The organism is Pseudomonas trivialis (assembly GCF_001439805.1).
Classification (GTDB): domain Bacteria; phylum Pseudomonadota; class Gammaproteobacteria; order Pseudomonadales; family Pseudomonadaceae; genus Aquipseudomonas; species Aquipseudomonas trivialis.
In genome coordinates, this window is the sequence record NZ_JYLK01000010.1 from 137,852 (window position 1) to 155,193 (window position 17,342).

The window sequence follows — 17,342 nt, forward strand, 5'->3', positions numbered from 1 at the left end:
AAGGGCGCTTGCGCTTTGCCACCACCGTTCAGCCGAGGTTCAGCAAACGTCAATATTTCCTGTTTAGCAATGAGTATCATTATGTTACAACTTAGCACCCTATCTAATTACCCTGTGGTGCCGAATGCTTGTCCCCTTTCTCATCATGCTGCGCGAGGGCATCGAGGCCGCGTTGATCGTTGGCATCATCGCCAGTTACCTGCAGCAAACCGGCCGTGGCCAGTGGATGCCTGCGGTATGGATCGGGGTGTTCCTCGCCGCTGCACTGGCTTTGCTGGTAGGTGGCGGCCTGGAATTGATCAGCGCGGAATTTCCGCAAAAGCAGCAGGAATTGTTCGAAGGCATCGTCGGACTGGTGGCCGTGGTCATCCTTAGCTCGATGGTGTTCTGGATGCGCAAGGTGGCGCGTTCGATCAAGCACTCGCTGCACGCCTCCCTTGATCACGCCCTGGCAGGTTCCCGGCACCAGGTTACGGCTTTGATCCTGATGGTGTTTTTCGCCGTGGCCCGTGAAGGCCTGGAAACCGTGTTTTTCCTGCTGGCGGTGTTCCAGCAGAGCGAAGGTCCTGGCGCGCCGATCGGTGCGCTGCTCGGCCTGATCCTGGCGATCATCGTTGGATTCCTCATCTACAGCGGCAGCATGCGCCTGAACCTCGGCGCGTTCTTCCGTTGGACCGGCCTGTTCATCCTGGTGGTGGCCGCCGGCATTCTCGCCAACTCGGTGCAGGCCCTGCATGAAGCCGGTGTGTGGAACCACCTGCAAACCGTGCTGTTCGATTTCAGCAGCGCGCTGCCAATGGACAGCCCGCTGGGCTCGGTACTGGCCGGGATGTTCGGCTACCAGGAAGCGCCGACCGTGAGCACCCTCGGCGCTTACCTGATTTACCTGGTGATGGCGCTGGTGATGTTTTTCCTGCCCGCATCGCCCGCTGCGCCTGTCGCCCAACCTTCTTCCGCTTCCAGTCAGTAAGGACCGTCTCTTGTCCAGCCCAACGCCTCAACCCGCTCCGCCGTCCCGCGCCCTGCGCTGGGCCGTGGCGGGCTCGGTGGTCGTGATGATCGCCGCCGGTGGTTTGTTTTACTACGCCTCACAATTGGCCGCGAGTAAACGCCAGGCCAACCACAATGAGATCACCGTGACCATCCACGGGCATGCCTGCGAGCCCAACGCGCTGACCGTACCGGCCGGCCATGCAAGCTTCCGGATCGTCAACCGTTCGGATCGCGCCGTGGAGTGGGAAATCCTCGACGGCGTGCTGGTGGTCGAGGAGCGCGAGAACATTGCACCGGGCCTGAGCCAGGTGATCAACGCCAACCTGCAGCCCGGCGACTACGCGATCACCTGCGGGCTGCTGAGCAACCCGCGCGGCACCCTGCGGGTGACGCCGACTGCACAGTCCGACGCCCAGGCCAAGGCCAAGCCGTCGATGGTGGCGTTTATCGGACCGCTGTCGGAATTTCGCGTGTACCTGAGCGCCCAGGGCAGTGCGCTGGTCAAGGCAACAGGTGCACTGCGGCACGCGATAGAGGCCGGCGACCTGGCCCAGGCACAGGCGTTGTATGTGCCGGCGCGTGAGGCCTACCAGCGCCTGGCGCCCGCCGCTCAACGCCTGGCCGAACTGGACAATGCGATCAATGCGCGCGCCGACTACTTTGAACAGCGCGAGCAGGATCCGGCCTTCAGCGGCTTCCATCGCCTGGAGTACGGCCTGTTCCAGCAGCGCAGCCTTGATGGCTTGACCCCGATTGCCCAGCGCCTGGTCAACGACGTCACCACCCTCAAGCAACAATTGCTGGCCCAGTCCCTGCCGCCGGAGCAACTGGTGGGCAGTGTGGTGCGCAACCTCAACAGCCTGGCCGATGTACGCGCGGCCAGCGGTGAAGAGGAACGCTACAGCCATATCGACCTTAACGGGTTTGCCGCCAACCTTCAGGTTGCGCACAAAGTGGTGGACCTGATGCGACCACTGCTGAACAAGTCCGCCGCCGACCTGTTGCCCACCATCGACAGCACCCTCGCCGCCTTCGACAGCGAACTCCAGGGGTTCAAGGTGGATGGCGGTTTCGCCCGCTACGACAGCATCACCGCCGATCAGCGCAAGCAGATCGCCGACAAGGCCAAGGCACTGGCCGCCGCACTCGATGGAATCGACCCCGCCCTTGGCCTTTCCGGCCTGCAGTGAGACGAACACATAGATGAGTGATTCAGAGCAGTTTTGCGCACAACGCCGCCGTGTCCTGCTGGGCATGGCCGCCACCGGCGCCGCGATTGCCGGCAGCAGCCTGAGCTGCCCGGCGATGGCCGCCGCGGCCGAACAGGTCACCAGCGCACCGCGCAGTGACAAGACCCGGGACCACCACGATTTTTTCGGCACGCACCAGAGCGGCATCGTCACCCCCCGCCCGGCCTGCGGCATGCTGGTGGCATTCGACGTATTGGCCAGCGACCGCGAAGACCTGGAGCGGCTGTTCCGCACGCTCAACGAGCGCATCAGCTTTTTGATGACCGGCGGCACCGTGCCCCAGGTCGACCCGAAGCTGCCGCCCACCGATTCCGGCATCCTTGGGCCGGTGGTGACGCCGGACAATCTGACGGTCACGGTGTCGGTCGGCGAGTCGTTGTTCGATGAGCGCTTCGGCCTTGCCGCGGTCAAGCCCAAGCGGCTGAGCCGCATGGTCGGTTTCCCCAACGATGCGCTGGAGCCGGCGCAGTGCCACGGCGACCTGAGCCTGCAATTCTGCGCCAACACCACCGACACCAATATCCATGCCCTGCGCGACATCGTGAAAAACCTGCCCGACCTGCTGCTGGTGCGCTGGAAACAGGAAGGCAGCGTGCCGCCCCAGGCACCGACCAAACCCGGCGAACCGGCGCAGAGCGCGCGTAACTTCCTCGGTTTTCGCGATGGTTCGGCCAATCCGGATTCCAACAATGCCAAGACCATGGACCAGATCGTCTGGGTCCAGCCCGGCAGCGATGAACCGGCCTGGGCCGCCCATGGCAGCTACCAGGCGGTGCGCATCATTCGCAACTTCGTCGAACGCTGGGACCGCACCCCGTTGCAGGAACAGGAAAGCATCATCGGCCGCGTCAAACCCAGCGGTGCACCCATGGGGGGCCACAGCGAATCCCAGGTGCCGGACTACAGCAAGGACCCGGAAGGCAAGCTGACCAAGCTCGATGCGCACATCCGCCTGGCCAACCCGCGCACGCCGCAGACCCAGGCCAACCTGATCCTGCGCCGGCCGTTCAACTACTCCAACGGTGTCAACAAGAACGGTCAGCTGGACATGGGGTTGCTGTTCATCTGCTACCAGGCTGACCTGGAGAAAGGCTTTATCAGCGTGCAGACCCGGCTCAATGGCGAGCCGCTGGAGGAGTACCTCAAGCCGGTGGGCGGCGGGTATTTCTTCACCCTGCCGGGCGTTACCGGGCCCAGGGACTTTATCGGACGCACGCTGCTGGCGGCCACGCCCCCTCAAACCACTGCCACTACCTAAAAAACCGGAGCGTCCCATGAAGAAGTCGATTATTGCGTTGTCGTTGCTGATGACCCTCTCGCCGCTGAGCGCATTTGCCGCCACCGCGCCGCTGGACCTGGTCGGTCCGGTGTCGGACTACAAGCTCTACGTCACCGAAGAAATCGCCGAGCTGGTCACTCAAACACAGGCATTCACCGCTGCGATCAACCAGGGCGACCTGGCCACGGCGAAAAAACTCTACGCACCGACCCGTGTGCACTACGAGTCCATCGAGCCGATTGCCGAACTGTTCAGCGACCTGGATGCGTCCATCGACTCACGTGTCGACGACCACGAAAAAGGCGTGACCGCCGAAGACTTCACCGGCTTTCACCGCATCGAATACGCGCTGTTCTCGCAGAACAGCACCCAGGGCCTGGAAGCGCTGACCGCCAAGCTCAACACCGATGTCAATGACCTGAAAACCCGCGTCGACGGCCTGACCTTCCCGCCGGAAAAAGTCGTCGGCGGCGCCGCCGCGCTGCTCGAAGAAGTCGCCGCGACCAAGATCTCCGGTGAGGAAGACCGCTACAGCCACACCGATCTGTACGACTTCCAGGGCAATATCGACGGCGCGAAGAAAATCGTCGACCTGTTCCGCGGCCAGATTGAGAAACAGGACAAGGCGTTCCTCGCCAAGGTCGACAAGAACTTCGCAACGGTGGACAAGATCCTCGCCAAATACAAAACCCTGGACGGTGGGTTCCAGACCTACGACAAGGTCAAGGAAAACGACCGCAAGGCCCTGGTGGGTCCGGTCAATACGTTGGCCGAAGACCTGTCGACCCTGCGTGGCAAGTTGGGTTTGAACTGATATGCCACGGAGTGTTCGGACCGCCTGTATGGGCGCCCGAACGCTTTGGGTGTGTTTGCCGGGCCACGCGTGGAAGTCAGATAACGGTGTTCCATCGGGCTTACCCGTTTCAGGGTTGAGCGCATACCAGGCACGTTGACCCTGGACGCTACGACGGCGGCACCCTGACGGGTACCGGCCTGGCCTCATTGGCGAGGCGCGGGTGCCGAATCCCATCCACCGGCCAACCAATAAGCCCTCAATTTCTCTTCAATCGTGATCAGGTGGGGCGAAGCCTTGCCGAGCAACGATGCACTTGGCGCCAGCCGCGATAGATTGAACACGCCCTTGACGGCGGCTTCTGTCAACTGCGCGTAACCATCCGCCGGATTCATGACCCCGTTTGTCAACAATGCCGACTCCTTGATGAAGTTGAACGCCCTGTCGCTGAAGCTTGCAACCGGCTTTGTCCAGGCCTTGCGCGGTGTCAGGGGCGCAACCGCACTTCCCAGCCGGCGAACTGCGCTACCCAACGGGTTGGGCGTAAGCGCCTTGGCCGTACGCAACAACGACCGCACCTGGCCTCCGGCTCCAATAAGGAGCCCGCCCACGTCCAATGTCAGGGCGAACAACCCACTGCCAATATTGCCGTCCGAAAACGCCTGATAAGCACCTAGAAAGGGGACGAGGCCCTTCAAAATAGCCTTGTCCCGGGCGAGCGCTTCGCGTTTTTTTTCCAGCGGCAAGGTACCTTCGGCCCTGAGCAGCATCTGCTCATCGCTTTCATACAAATTCTTGTCGGCAATCAGCGTCGCGATGCTGTGGGTCTTCGGCGATGCATACGTGTCAATCATGTCCGAGCGGGGTGCACCACCGGCCGCTTTAACGCCGCCAATGGGCTCGCCAATGCGTTCAACGATAACCTTGGACGACACGTTCGGCCTGGGCGTAGCACCTTTAAGGTAAGCGTCCAGGTCCAGGTTAAGTTTGAATCCGCCCGTAAAGGCCTTTACGTAGATACCATCCAAACCTAACGGACTGGGTTTACCTTTAAGCACATCGCCCTCTCTCAGTTGTTGAGGAAGGTCAGTGCGCTTGATGATTTTCCCATTGGCAAACACCTCGAAATAACACACCTGCTTGCCCAGTTCGACCCTCATCAATGTACCTTGCCGACCTCTCGCGGCTTGCACATCGGCGTCGGTCTGCGTGGCGGGCGGCAGCCCGGTCTCGCCGCGCACGGTAAACACAGTGACGACGCTCTGCGGGTGGTCAAGCAGTTGACGGTCGGCCAGGGGGAGTTTGGCAAACATGAGTTTGAGCTGAGTGGCGTAGGCAGTCTTGAGGGTCGCGCTGTGCGCATCGACGGCTTGTTCAAGCAGCGGCTTCAACGCGGGAAGTCTACGAATTCGTTCATCGAGTGCTGCGCGCTTCTCGGCGGGCGCGTCAACGGCGAGGTTCGTCTGAAAGGGAGTCGATCGATGCCTTGACAGCCTTTCAGGCATGTCACGCCTGAGTATCCATTTGCCTGGCATCAAGTCGCCGGTCATGTAGGTTTCGATGAGCGAACGTGCGCGAGGCTCGGAAATGGGCCTATTGCGTCGAGCATCGGCGTCGGCAAGCAGTACTTTCATCGTTTCCAGTTCGTTGCGCGTGATGCCCGGAAATACCTTGAGCAGTTCCCTGATGGCAATGGCCTTGCGCGCCGGTAGCTCTGCCACGGCGTTCAAGGCGTCGTTGACCTCCCGGCGTTGTTTGAAGAAGGCTGCGGAGGCAGTTTTGAGCGCCGATTCGGGATGCTCTCCCGCCACAGCAGCAGGGATGACCCCATTGAGCACTGCCCAGTCGAGCAGGATCCTCATGGCCGGCAGCTGAATCAGGGTAGCCTGCTCTTCGCTGGTGGCGGCCAGCGTGGTCAGATCGCTGATCTGCTGTTCGTTCATCATGCGGCTGGTACCTGGGCCCTTCAGTTCTGCCATGGCAGCACCCAGCCGCAGCTCCATCCAGGCAGGCGTGCCAATTCTGATTTCCTTGGGCACGTCCCTGATCAGCAACTCGGGCGCCCCCTGCGCAAGGCCGACCTGTGCCACCAGCACCGCAAGTTTCGGGTCAAGGCCCCGCTCAAGCTGCAGATGTCTCTCAAGGTCGCGCCGTACTGCGTTGAAGGTGCGCCCCATGTTGCTCGTTTGGTACAGTGCATAGCCCGCGATATAGCCGGGCCGGGGCGGTACGTTCACTCCTGCGTGCAAGGTGAGCGCAGCGAGCGCCAACTGTTGCCGCACGGCTTTGGGCACTGGTGACGCATGCCATTTCAACATGCGGGCAAAAGTGTCACCGTCGTTGAGAACCTCGCGGCTGTTCAGAAATTTTTCCAGGTGCTCCGCCGGATTCTGTTGCAGCAGTTCCAGCGATGTCTCTTCAAGGTAGTCGAAACCCCGCGGTCTCTGCCCACCCAGACGCCTGTCGGCCTCGGCCTTGAGGCTGGCTTTATCGCCTGCCGTCAATCTGACAGGAGACCACGGTTCTTCCAAAAGGTCGGAGTAATTCCCCAACGGCGGCGCCGGCGGCAACGCACTGCGCAACCATCGCACCACATTGCGCGTCTCGCCAACCGTGCGCGGTGAGCCCAGGCCCTTATGGTCCAGGAGTTGGCGGACGTCGTATGACGGCACCGAATAAAGCGCATGTCCCCGGGAATGACTCAGATCCATCAACCGCCGCAGCTCCAGGTCCAGCCCGCGATCCGCACTGATGACGCTTGTAAGATCCAGCCAATGCCCGTCCGGGAGCTGATGCTCGAATTTGCCTTCGGACAGCCGAAATGGCTGCCCCTCCCAGAAGAAGCCAGCTTTTTCCAGATGAGTGCGCAGCGCGGGCGATTCAGTCAATCGCTGAAGACTTGCCCGAACCCCATCATCACCCGCGACCAACGTTGAGCTGGCGGATGGCTGCGCCGCATGTTCGGACCAGTCCCAAGGCGCATCGTCAGGCGCATTGCCGATCTTGCGCTCCAGGTAATCGGCCAGGTAGGCGCGCTCATCCAGGTCACCGATCGTTTGCCGCACGTGCTCCAGACGGCTGCTGAGGCTCTGGTACTGTCCAGCGGGCATCACCAGCCCGCCGGTTTGCAGCTGAGCCATCACCGGTTTTCGGCCTTCGTAAGCGTCAAGCTGCGGCAATCCATACCCCTGCACGACGACTCCGACAGGCAGCCACGACTCCCCCTCTTCCAGGTAATACAGGCCCTCGTCCGCCGGGTCCAGCACCGCTGTGATCAAGCGCAGTTTCTCGCTGACCTGCCACCAGCCGGAATCGTCAGCGGTGCTGAAGGTCACGGCCGTGCGCACGCCGTCACGGTTGGCATAGCCGCTGATGCTATCCCTGTGCAGCTCAAGCCCTTGCGTTTCCAACCCTTTGCTTTTGATCCACGCCTGCAGGTCGGGCTGGGCCAGGACCTGGTGGTAAATGTCCAGAGCAGGCGCCAGGGACGTATCCTCAGGGATCTTTACAAGTGCATAACCGGTTTGCATCGAGCTGAGCAGGTACTTGCCAAAATCCGCATCCGCCCATGCACGATTCGGGTTCTCCGGCCGTGTAGACGGCAGGGTCCAGCGCGGTGGGGCTGGCGGAAGATTTTCGCTCAGCCCGCTGATGGCCGCGTAAACCTGCGCCGGCGTGCGGGGGGATCCCAGCCCGGCAAACGCCAGGTATTGCCGCGCATCGTATAGAGGCCTGGAGTACAGCGTATTGCCGATTGGCTTGCACATTTCCCGCAACTGGCTGAAGCCGGCCTTCAGGGTCTCTACGGCCTGTCTTTCGGTCGAACTGCCACCTGCACTGACCTTGCTGATCTCGTCCTGCAGAAAACGGTCCAGGGAAAACCATTGGCTACGCCGGTCGCGTATTTGCAGACTGCCATCGAACACCCTGTAGACCTGGTCCGCGCCGCCGTAGCCAAGTTTTTCAATGAATGCCTTGAACGCGGGCAGCGCAAGCCACCCGGCAAAGTGCTCGCGCGGTGCCTGGCTTTTTTGTGCCAGTGTCGAATCGGGCCCGACTTCTGCCACGCTATCACCCAGGCTGAGCATCAGGGTGTCATCGGCGCCTTTGACCAACTGCCAGAGCTGAGTCGCGAGGCTTGACCGAGCATCAATATCGCTGATTTTCTGTAGCAGCTGCGCGTACTGCTGACGCCACAGACTGCGCTTATCGTCGGTTATCGCCGGCCAGCCGGCGGTCTTGAGCAGTTCACCAAGGGACGCTTTTTGCTGATCGCTGTGGGGCGGTTCCACACCGTAGAAATTGAAGACTGTATCCAGATCCACGAAGCGCCCTTTTTGCGGCAGCAGTACCCCGGCGGAGTTGGGGGACAGTTTGTCCGCTGCCTCAGTCAACCTGGCGCCGACCTCGTTCCATCCTGACCCGTCAGTGGCGGTGAATCTGCATTTGACCTGCTTGCCTTTGATCAACACAGTGCCTTCCACACCCTCGCTGAACACGCGCACCGATGAGACATCCATGCCCATGGATTTTAACCAGGCCTGCACCTTTGGCTCCCGTGCGGCCTTGTTGAAGACATCAATGAAGGGCTGGATAGAGGCATTTCGAGGGAAGAGGTGGTCTTTGGACTTGCCGGTTATCAGCCACTCAATCAAGGCTTGCTGTAACCTTTCATCAGCCTTTTGCGTAAACCCTGGGGTTCCGAATTCTTCCAAGGCCGCAGGGCCAGTATTTGCGGCCCGACTCTCGCGCTTGTGGCGAGCGGCGGCAGGCTCAAACCGCGCCTGTCTCAGTTGCCCATCCTGTCGCCGTGGTGCGCCCGGAACCTCAGTCACCGTGCGAACGTCCCCAGACTGTGATCCTGCCTGAGAATGGTCAGGTTCGTTTTCAGCTCGGCTGACTGTAGATACGAATGAAGATGGGGCAGAACCCACTGATGCAAGTGTCGACATTTCAAGTTCTCTTCACGTTTGAACGCAAGAGCTCTCGTCCTTAAGAACCGTCAACAAAAAGCCTATGAGATAACCCATAGGACGCATGTAGGGGAGTTCTCAATACACCCGATGAAGGCGCCACCCTGTGAGGCTGCCCGCTACAGGATGCGGTAAAGCAACCGCTCGATCCGTACCCGACTGACCCGGCGCAGGAACTTGCCGACGGCCGCCGGATAATCCACCAGCGTCTGCAGGTGCTGATAGCCGTCGATACGCGTGGTGTGCTGGAAGATCTGCGCCAGCTCCTGGGCGCGCGGCGCCAGCCATTGGCCTTGCGGATCGTCGATCAACAGGGCGTTTTCCAGGTCGAGGCGAAAGGCCCGTGGGTTGAGGTTGTTGCCAGTGAGCAAGGTGTAGCGCTCATCCACCCACATGCCCTTGAGGTGGTAGCTGTTGTCACCGTGGTGCCACAGGTGCAGGTTCAACTGGCCGCTGTCGATCATCGGCTGATGGCGCTTGGCGAAACGGCGCAGGCTGATTTCATACAGGTACGGCAGCGCCGCAATCACTTTGAACGGCTCGCTGGGCGGGATGTAGAAGTCGTTGGCGGTCTTGTCGCCGACAATGATGTCGATTTTCACCCCCCGCGCCAGGGCCCGGTTGATTTCACGGGTCACCGGCAGCGGCAGGTTGAAGTACGGTGTGCAGATGGTCAGTTGCTGCTGGGCGCTGGCGATCAATTCGAGGATCACGCGGCTCAGGGGATTGTTTTTGCCCACCCCCAATAGCGGGCAGACCGACAAGTGACCGTTGGGCAACTGCCCGGCCGTGGTGTCATACGCGGCGTGTTTGAGACGGCTGCGCAGGTCGCCGATGTCATTGCGCAGGCTGCGGGTAGTCGGCGGGTTCGGCAGGTCCAGGCGGTGCACGGCCCTGGAGGCAACCAGGCCATGTTCCACCAGGTGCTGCATGGAGTCGGCCAGCGGCTGGCTGTGGATCAGGTGATAACGGTCGAAGCGGTACTTGTCGAACTTGTGCAGGTACACATTATTCAGGCTGGCACCGCTGTAGAGCACGCTGTCGTCGATCACGAAGCCCTTGAGGTGCAGCACGCCGAACAGCTCGCGGGTCTGCACCGGCACGCCGTACACCGGCACCTCACTCGCATGGGACTGGGTCATGGCCTGGTACCAGGCGCTGTTGCCCGGCTGTTTGCCGGCGCCGATCAAGCCGCGCTGGGCCCGCAGCGAGTCGACCACCACCACGATCTCAAGCTCGGGCCGCGCGGCCTTGGCGGCGTGCAGCGCGTCGTAGATCTCCTGCCCGGCTTCGTCCTGCTGCAAGTACAGCGCGACGATGTAGATGCGTCGGGTGGCCCGGGGGATTTTTTCCAGCAGGCAGTGCCGAAACGCCGCAGCGCCGGACAGCACCTCAATCGCATCGGTGGAGAGCGGAAAACCGCGCAGTTTGGGCAGCAGGGAGCGTTTGAAGAACGACGGCATAAGGCTCGCAATGGGTCGAATCCGAAGAGGCCCCGAGCTTACACCATGAGGCTGCCGAGGTCTCGAAAGCTGCGCTATCATCGGCGCCGTCACACACCCGTTAATCTGTCGCCGCCGCCAGGGGCGACGTTTGATCCTGAGGATTTGCCGATGTCATCCACGTCTGAAGCCCGCCCGCCGCTGCCGCCGTTTACCCGCGAGTCGGCCATCGAGAAAGTCCGTCTGGCCGAGGACGGCTGGAACTCGCGCGAGCCGCAGCGCGTATCCCTGGCCTATACCCTGGACACCCAGTGGCGCAACCGTACCGAATTCGCCAGCAACCGTGAAGAAGCCAGGCAGTTCCTTGCGCGCAAATGGGCCAGAGAACTCGAGTACCGGCTGATCAAGGAACTGTGGGCGTTCACCGATAACCGCATCGCCGTGCGTTATGCCTATGAGTGGCACGACGATTCGGGCAACTGGTTCCGCTCCTACGGGAATGAGAACTGGGAATTCGATGAAAACGGCCTGATGGCCAATCGGTTTGCCTGCATCAACGACCTGCCAATCAAGGAAAGCGAGCGCAAGTTCCATTGGCCCCTGGGCCGACGCCCGGATGATCATCCGGGGCTGTCCGAACTGGGCCTCTAGCATTCCGTCAACGGTGGAAGGGGCTGCACCCTCCCACGGTTGGCTGTGCTCGAATTCGTCAGTCCTCGTTCAAACCGACGCGATACAACACGCCATTGGCCTCATCGGTGAGCACATACAGGTAGCCATCGGGCCCCTGGCGCACGTCGCGGATGCGTGCTTTCAATTTCCCCAGCAGGCGCTCCTCATGCACCACCTTGTCGCCGTCGAACTGCAGGCGGATCAGCTCCTGAGTGGCCAGCGCGCCAATGAATACGTTGTGCTGCCACGGCTTGAAACGGTCGGCGTCATAGAACGCCATACCGCTGATACCCGGTGATTTTTCCCACACATGGTGCGGCGCCACCGTGCCCTCTACCGTCTTGCCCCTGGCCTCGGGGATCGGCGTCAGCGAATAATCGATACCGTGGGTTGCCAGCGGCCAACCATAGTTCTTGCCACGCTCAATGATGTTGATTTCATCGCCACCGCGCGGGCCGTGTTCGTTCTCCCAGATCGTACCGCTCCAGGGGTTCAGGGCCAGGCCCTGCGGATTGCGCTGGCCATAGGACCAGATCTCGGGACGCACGCCCGGCTGGCCCACGAACGGGTTATCGTCGGGCACCCGGCCGTCGGGGAAGATGCGCACCACCTTGCCCTGCAACTTGTCGAGGTCCTGAGCAGTGGGCCGGTCGTTGTTCTCGCCCAGGGTCACGAACAGATAACCGTCACGATCGAACGCCAGCCGCGAGCCAAAATGGTTGCCGGTGGACAGCTTGGGCTCCTGACGCAGAATTACCTTGAAGTCTTTCAACCCGCTCAAGTCTTCCGCCAGACGCCCGCGTCCTACCGCGGTGCCGGCCGTGCCACCCTTGCCGCCGCCTTCGGCATAAGACAGGTACACCATGCGGTCCTGCTTGAAGTCCGGCGAGAGCACCACATCAAGCAAACCGCCCTGCCCCTTGGCCCAGACCTCGGGCACGCCGCTCAGCGGCGCCGAAAGCTTGCCCTCGGGGCTGACAAACCGTAGATGGCCGGGACGCTCGGTCACCAGGAAACCTTGCTTGTCCGGCAAGAAGGCCACTGCCCACGGGTGATCGAGACCCTTGGCGACAGGCGTGGCGGTGACGCTGCCCTGTTCGCTGGGAAACTGTTGCTGATCAGCAGCGTATACCGCCGCGAAGGGGAGAAAAGTGGTTGCGCACAGCGCAGCAAGCAGCGTTTTGCGTAGAGACATAAGACACGGATCCTTAGCGACGGTTGCCGTTGGCATCATAGGAGGGGGCGTTGGTTTGGGTCGAAGGCCGGCTGGGCGCGGCCTCGCGCTGGGGGTAGCGGTTGCCGATGCCGCGGTTTTCCAGGGTCGGCGCAGGCGTGGTGGGGCCGGTCTGGCTGCCGCGCAGGGCCGGCGCATTGGGCTGGGTGCCCTGCATGCTGTTGGGGTTGGCCCGATGAATCGGCCCCTGATTGGCGTTGCTGTTGCCGGGCAGGTTCTGCGCCTGGGCCATGGAAACAAGCGTAAAGCCCAACGCGAGCGCTGCAAGGTGACGCACACAAGTGTTCATGACGAAGCCTCTCTGAGCGAGTGGTACCTGCTTTCGATAACACGCTACGCCCCGGGTTCGTATTTCGACACTAAATACTTCCTCATCAGGTGTAACACGATCTGTCCGCACATCCGCGTGGCGAAACTTTTGCCGGATCCGGCGAGTCACCAGAAGACCGTCAACTCACAAGGAGCCGCACTCATGCCAAGGTCAATCTGGAAAGGCGCCATCAGCTTCGGCCTGGTTCACATCCCGGTGTCGCTGGTCTCGGCGACCTCCTCTCAGGGCGTCGACTTCGACTGGCTGGACAAGCGCAGCATGGACCCGGTGGGCTACAAACGCATCAACAAGACCACCGGCAAGGAAGTCACCAAGGAACATATCGTCAAGGGTGTGGCCTATGAGAAGGGCCGCTATGTGGTATTGAGCGAAGAGGAAATCCGCTCGGCCCACCCCAAATCCACCCAGACCATCGAGATCATCGCGTTTGTCGCCAGCGATCAGATCCCTCTGCAGAATATCGACACGCCCTACTTCCTCGCGCCCGACAAACGCGGCGGCAAGGTCTACGCATTGCTGCGCGAGACGCTGAAAAAAACCGGCAAGGTCGCCCTGGCCAATGTGGTGTTGCACACCAAGCAGCACCTGGCGGCGCTGATGGCGCTCGATTCTGCGCTGGTGCTGGTGATGCTGCGCTGGCCTGCCGAGGTGCGCAGCCTGGACGAGCTGGAACTGGGCAGCGACGTGATCAAGCCCACCCTGGCCAAGGGCGAACTGGACATGGCCAAGCGCTTGGTGGAAGACATGAGCGCGGACTGGAAGCCGGAGGAATACCGCGACAGCTTTCAGGAGAAGATCATGGCGCTGGTGGAGAAGAAGGCCAAGGCGGGCAAGATCGAGGATGTGGAGAGCGCTGAAGGCGTTGAAGAGCGCAAGTCCGCCGATGTGATCGACCTGACCGAGCTGCTCAAGCGCAGCCTGGCGGGCAAGCCTGCGGCAAAAAAACCAGCGGTGAAAAAATCCGGTAAGAAGGCTTCCTGAGTCACTGTCCGTGGTCGTTCAGTTAAGCCGACGCAACGCTCAAAGCGATGCAGATCAAATGTGGGAGCGGCGGTTCGACTTGCCCGCGAAAGCGGTGGGTCAATCAACATCAATGTTTGCTGGACTACCGTCTTCGCAGGCAAGCCAGCGCCCACAAGGGATCTGCGTTTAACTGAGCGGCACCGGGGTAAGCAGGCTCGCCAAAGCGTGGCAGCCTGGCGCCGCTTCAGATCAACAGGAAAACAGCCGCCAGCGCGGCGAATATCGCCCACTTCTCCAGGTAGTAGCGCGTGCGGTTGCGCTTTTTCAGCTCTTTACCGCGCAGGCGGATCTTGTACAGGCGTGTAAACGCTCGGTTCAGCGCGCCGGTCTTGTCGCCAGCATCATTGGGCGAGCCCGCCGCCGCCATCACATTGCGGCTGAACCAGCGATTGAATGCCGCCGCCCAACGGTACTTCATCGGCCGCTCGATATCGCAGAACAGGATGATGCGGTTATGTTGAGTGGTGTTTTGCGCGTAGTGAATATAGGTCTCGTCGAACATCACCGGCTCGCCGTCACGCCAGTAATAACTCTCGCCATCCACATTGATGTAGCAGCCCGGGTCGTTGGGCGTATCCAGCCCCAGGTGGTAACGATAGGAACCGGCGTACGGATCGCGGTGGCGCACCAGCTTGGAGCCCGGCGGCAATTCGGCAAACATCGCCGCCTTGATCGAGCCGATACTCTGCACAAGCTCGGTGGTGCGCGGGCACAGCTTCATTGCCGACGGATGGCTGTCGCCGTACCACTTCAGGTAGAAGCGCTTCCAGCCGGACTTGAAGAATGAGTTGAAACCCACGTCGTTGTATTGGTCCGACCGTTTGATCTCCCCGGCACGCATCAGGTTCTGGCCTTCCTGGCGGATTTCCTCCCAGTGCTCCTGCAACGGGCTCAGGTCCGGGAAGTCACTGGGCGACAGGTACGGCCGGCTCGGCAGCCTTGAAAAAAGATAGAGAAAGCAGTTGATCGGCGCCAGGAAGGTGGAGTGATCACTCAATTGGCGACCCAGCTTGTGCCGCACCCGACCGCGCAGGTGGACATACGCAATGGAGACGACGTAGAGAACAACGATGGTGAGTTTCAAGGAATTCGTCACAAGTCAGTAGAGAACAGGCTGCTCCTGCGTGCCCACGACGGCCGAGGATGGATAAGCAGCACCTGATTTCACAATTTACAGACAGGCGATAATCAGCGATTTGAGGCAAACCGCTTTACGGCCATTGGCCGTTATTTAGCCACACTTTGTAACCAAAGGTTAACCAAGAATTGTGAAAAACTGTCGACGAAGTGTGCATCGAGCAATTGAGGGCCTGCCCAGCGGCAGGCCCTGCGTATCAGGCCAACGGTTCGTCGTCCTTGCGCTCGCGACGGGCAAAGCGCCCATCTTCAAGAGACGAGTAAGGCACAGGCTGGTTGCGTGAGCTGATCAACTCACGGGTCAGCGCGATCAGCGTTCCGAGGACCAAACCTGCAATCAGGCTCACCGCCAGGATAAGAGGCTTTTTCGGTTTGATCGGCGCCAGCGGTTCCTGGGCGCGACGGTCAACCGTGACCAGTTTCAGGTTACTCATGTCGATGTTCAGATTGCGCAACCGAGCGACTTCAGCACGCAACGGTTCCACGTCCTTGAGGAAAATGTCCTCGTTCCCACGCTTGCGCAGTACTTCAACCTCACGATTGGCCTCGAGCAACTGCAATTCCTTGCCAATTTCGGCAATCCGAGGATTGGTAAAATCGTCACTGGTACGTTGCTGCAACGCCGTGCGCTCAGCCTCGAGGGCCTCGGTACCGAGGAAGTACAGCGGAATCTGCTGGTTATTGACCTCGGTACGCATCACCTGGTTCGAACCGCTTCGCGTGGAGTCCGCCATGGAAGAAGGTGTGGTAGGCGTCTTGATGCCCATGGACTTGGCAATGGAAATGGCCTCCGCCAACTCGGCGAGACGGTTGGTGCGTTCCATTTTCATCTGCAGGCGCAGGGCGCTCAGCTCATCCTGCAGGCGGGCGCGCTTGAGGCGGTCGTCCTCCAGCAGTTTGGCAATCTTGGATTCCTTCTCGGTTTCGTAATTGGCACGCGCCGCGTCAATCTTGCCCTTCAGCTCGTTCAAGCGGTTATTGACGATCACTTTGAGGTCGGCGCCCACTTGCTCACGCTCGGAGCCGATAGCGTAGTCGACAAATCCGTTGAGAATCGCCACACCATCCACGTCGGCGGGATACTGCAATTCGAGGCGAATGTAGCTGCTCAGGGAGTCGGATTTCTTGGGATCCGGCAGAATCAAGTTGACCGAGTTGCGGTTAAAATCCTCAAAACTTTGCTCAAGGCTTTGGCCCGGCTTTTGAAAGGCGGTGAACAACTGCTCGTGGGACCGAAAGAAGCCAAGCCGTGCTTCATAGGAATCCAGCTGTGCGCCGACTTTGGCCAGAGCATCGGCCGGCGGCAGCTTGTAGACCTCGGAGCGGTTCAACGCGTCCAGCTCATTGATCGCGGCCGGACGCAGAACACTGCTGACTTCGTAGGTTTTAGGCGCCAGAAACGCATAGCCTGCCCCGAGCACGCCCATCAGGAGCGTACAACCCAATACCAGCTTTTTCTGTCGCCACACTGCATGCATCAATTCAAACAGGTCAATTTCATCTGACGCAGGAGAAGTATTGGGTGGGGAAGTTCGATTCAAAATGTATGCACCTGAAAGCTAATATCAAAGAGCCATCGCGAAGACCTCGAACACCCATCAGGGACAACGACCTGACGCCGATAACAAGGTTCGCCAACTGAGTTCTGACCACTAGGTCTAGAAGAAAAATCCCATGACGCCGTAGTTTATTTCCGTCGCATTTATATAGACGTTAGCAAAGGCACACATGACGTAGGATTATTCTAATCACAAGCGTAGTAAAAAGATCGATAAATAGTTGCCGACAAAGGGAAAACTAAAAGGACCTTATATGCAGACCCTCACCGACCCGGATTACCAGGCCCTCCAGGGCACCTGGGAGCAGACGTCGCTCGAAGACAGCGGCGTGCTCAACCCTGCGGATGCCCACAGCGCACCCGGTGCGATTACGACAATCGCCGCAGATCGCTTTGAAGTGGTCACCGTTGATGGCGAAGTCTTGCTGGCCGGACAATTCACTCTGGACAGCAGTCAGCACCCCAAAAGCATTACCTGGGTAGACGCCATGGGTGAGGATGCCGGTAAGGCGCTACCCGCGAGCTATCGCCTTGATGGCGACACCTTCGTGTTTATCGCTGCGGATGCGGGCCAGCCGCGTCCTGCTTTATTCAGTACCGGCCCAGGGCAAACCATGCGCACGTTTGTGCGCAGGTCCTGATCACCACAGCATCCGA

Annotated in this window: 13 protein-coding genes; 7 read left to right on the plus strand and 6 right to left on the minus strand. The window is 60.4% G+C overall.

Translation table 11 applies throughout. The annotated features are described in order from the left end of the window. Positions 1-124: 124 nt before the first annotated feature. From efeU to efeO (TU79_RS16005), 4 genes are read left to right on the plus strand one after another with little or no spacing between them, the layout of a single operon-like run. The gene (gene efeU, locus TU79_RS15990) at positions 125-970 is read left to right on the plus strand and encodes an iron uptake transporter permease EfeU (protein ID WP_057008873.1); all 846 of its coding nucleotides are present in this window, start codon (positions 125-127) and stop codon (positions 968-970) included. 10 nt (positions 971-980) lie between these two features. Next, positions 981-2,183 carry an iron uptake system protein EfeO gene (gene efeO / locus TU79_RS15995; protein ID WP_057008874.1) on the plus strand — a complete coding sequence of 401 codons (1,203 nt, stop codon included), beginning with the start codon at positions 981-983 and terminating at the stop codon, positions 2,181-2,183. Positions 2,184-2,196: 13 nt separating this feature from the next. Further along, on the plus strand, positions 2,197-3,501 hold the full coding sequence (efeB, locus tag TU79_RS16000) for an iron uptake transporter deferrochelatase/peroxidase subunit (RefSeq protein ID WP_057008875.1): 1,305 nt from the start codon (positions 2,197-2,199) through the stop codon (positions 3,499-3,501). Positions 3,502-3,517: 16 nt separating this feature from the next. Continuing rightward, a complete protein-coding gene (gene efeO, locus TU79_RS16005; protein WP_057008876.1) occupies positions 3,518-4,336 on the plus strand; it encodes an iron uptake system protein EfeO in 819 nt (272 codons plus the stop codon). 185 nt (positions 4,337-4,521) lie between these two features. On the opposite strand, the gene TU79_RS16010 is transcribed toward efeO (TU79_RS16005), so the two are convergent. After that, a complete protein-coding gene (locus TU79_RS16010; RefSeq protein ID WP_139136816.1) occupies positions 4,522-9,030 on the minus strand; it encodes a hypothetical protein in 4,509 nt (1,502 codons plus the stop codon). A gap of 377 nt (positions 9,031-9,407) precedes the next feature. Next, positions 9,408-10,751, minus strand: coding sequence for a CDP-diacylglycerol--serine O-phosphatidyltransferase (gene pssA / locus TU79_RS16015; protein WP_057008878.1), 1,344 nt, complete (start codon positions 10,749-10,751; stop codon positions 9,408-9,410). A 150-nt stretch (positions 10,752-10,901) separates the two neighbouring features. Here pssA and TU79_RS16020 point away from each other — a divergent pair, with 150 nt between their 5' ends. Further along, the gene (locus TU79_RS16020; RefSeq protein WP_057008879.1) at positions 10,902-11,381 is read left to right on the plus strand and encodes a nuclear transport factor 2 family protein; all 480 of its coding nucleotides are present in this window, start codon (positions 10,902-10,904) and stop codon (positions 11,379-11,381) included. 58 nt (positions 11,382-11,439) lie between these two features. On the opposite strand, the gene TU79_RS16025 is transcribed toward TU79_RS16020, so the two are convergent. After that, complete coding sequence (locus tag TU79_RS16025; RefSeq protein ID WP_057008880.1) at positions 11,440-12,597, minus strand: PQQ-dependent sugar dehydrogenase; 1,158 nt, start codon at positions 12,595-12,597, stop codon at positions 11,440-11,442. 13 nt (positions 12,598-12,610) lie between these two features. After that, positions 12,611-12,925 carry a hypothetical protein gene (locus TU79_RS16030; RefSeq protein ID WP_057008881.1) on the minus strand — a complete coding sequence of 105 codons (315 nt, stop codon included), beginning with the start codon at positions 12,923-12,925 and terminating at the stop codon, positions 12,611-12,613. Positions 12,926-13,108: 183 nt separating this feature from the next. Here TU79_RS16030 and ku point away from each other — a divergent pair, with 183 nt between their 5' ends. Beyond that, positions 13,109-13,948, plus strand: a complete 840-nt coding sequence (gene ku / locus TU79_RS16035) for a non-homologous end joining protein Ku (RefSeq protein ID WP_057008882.1) — start codon at positions 13,109-13,111, stop codon at positions 13,946-13,948. Between the two features lie 226 nt (positions 13,949-14,174). On the opposite strand, the gene lpxO is transcribed toward ku, so the two are convergent. Further along, the gene (lpxO, locus tag TU79_RS16040) at positions 14,175-15,074 is read right to left on the minus strand and encodes a lipid A hydroxylase LpxO (RefSeq protein ID WP_057008883.1); all 900 of its coding nucleotides are present in this window, start codon (positions 15,072-15,074) and stop codon (positions 14,175-14,177) included. Positions 15,075-15,324: 250 nt separating this feature from the next. Then, entirely contained in the window at positions 15,325-16,605 is a 1,281-nt protein-coding gene (locus tag TU79_RS16045) for a GNVR domain-containing protein (RefSeq protein ID WP_231986807.1), read from the minus strand. Positions 16,606-16,939: 334 nt separating this feature from the next. Here TU79_RS16045 and TU79_RS16050 point away from each other — a divergent pair, with 334 nt between their 5' ends. Further along, positions 16,940-17,326: a TIGR03067 domain-containing protein gene (locus TU79_RS16050; RefSeq protein ID WP_057008885.1), complete on the plus strand. Its 387-nt coding sequence runs from the start codon at positions 16,940-16,942 to the stop codon at positions 17,324-17,326. Positions 17,327-17,342 lie beyond the last annotated feature (16 nt).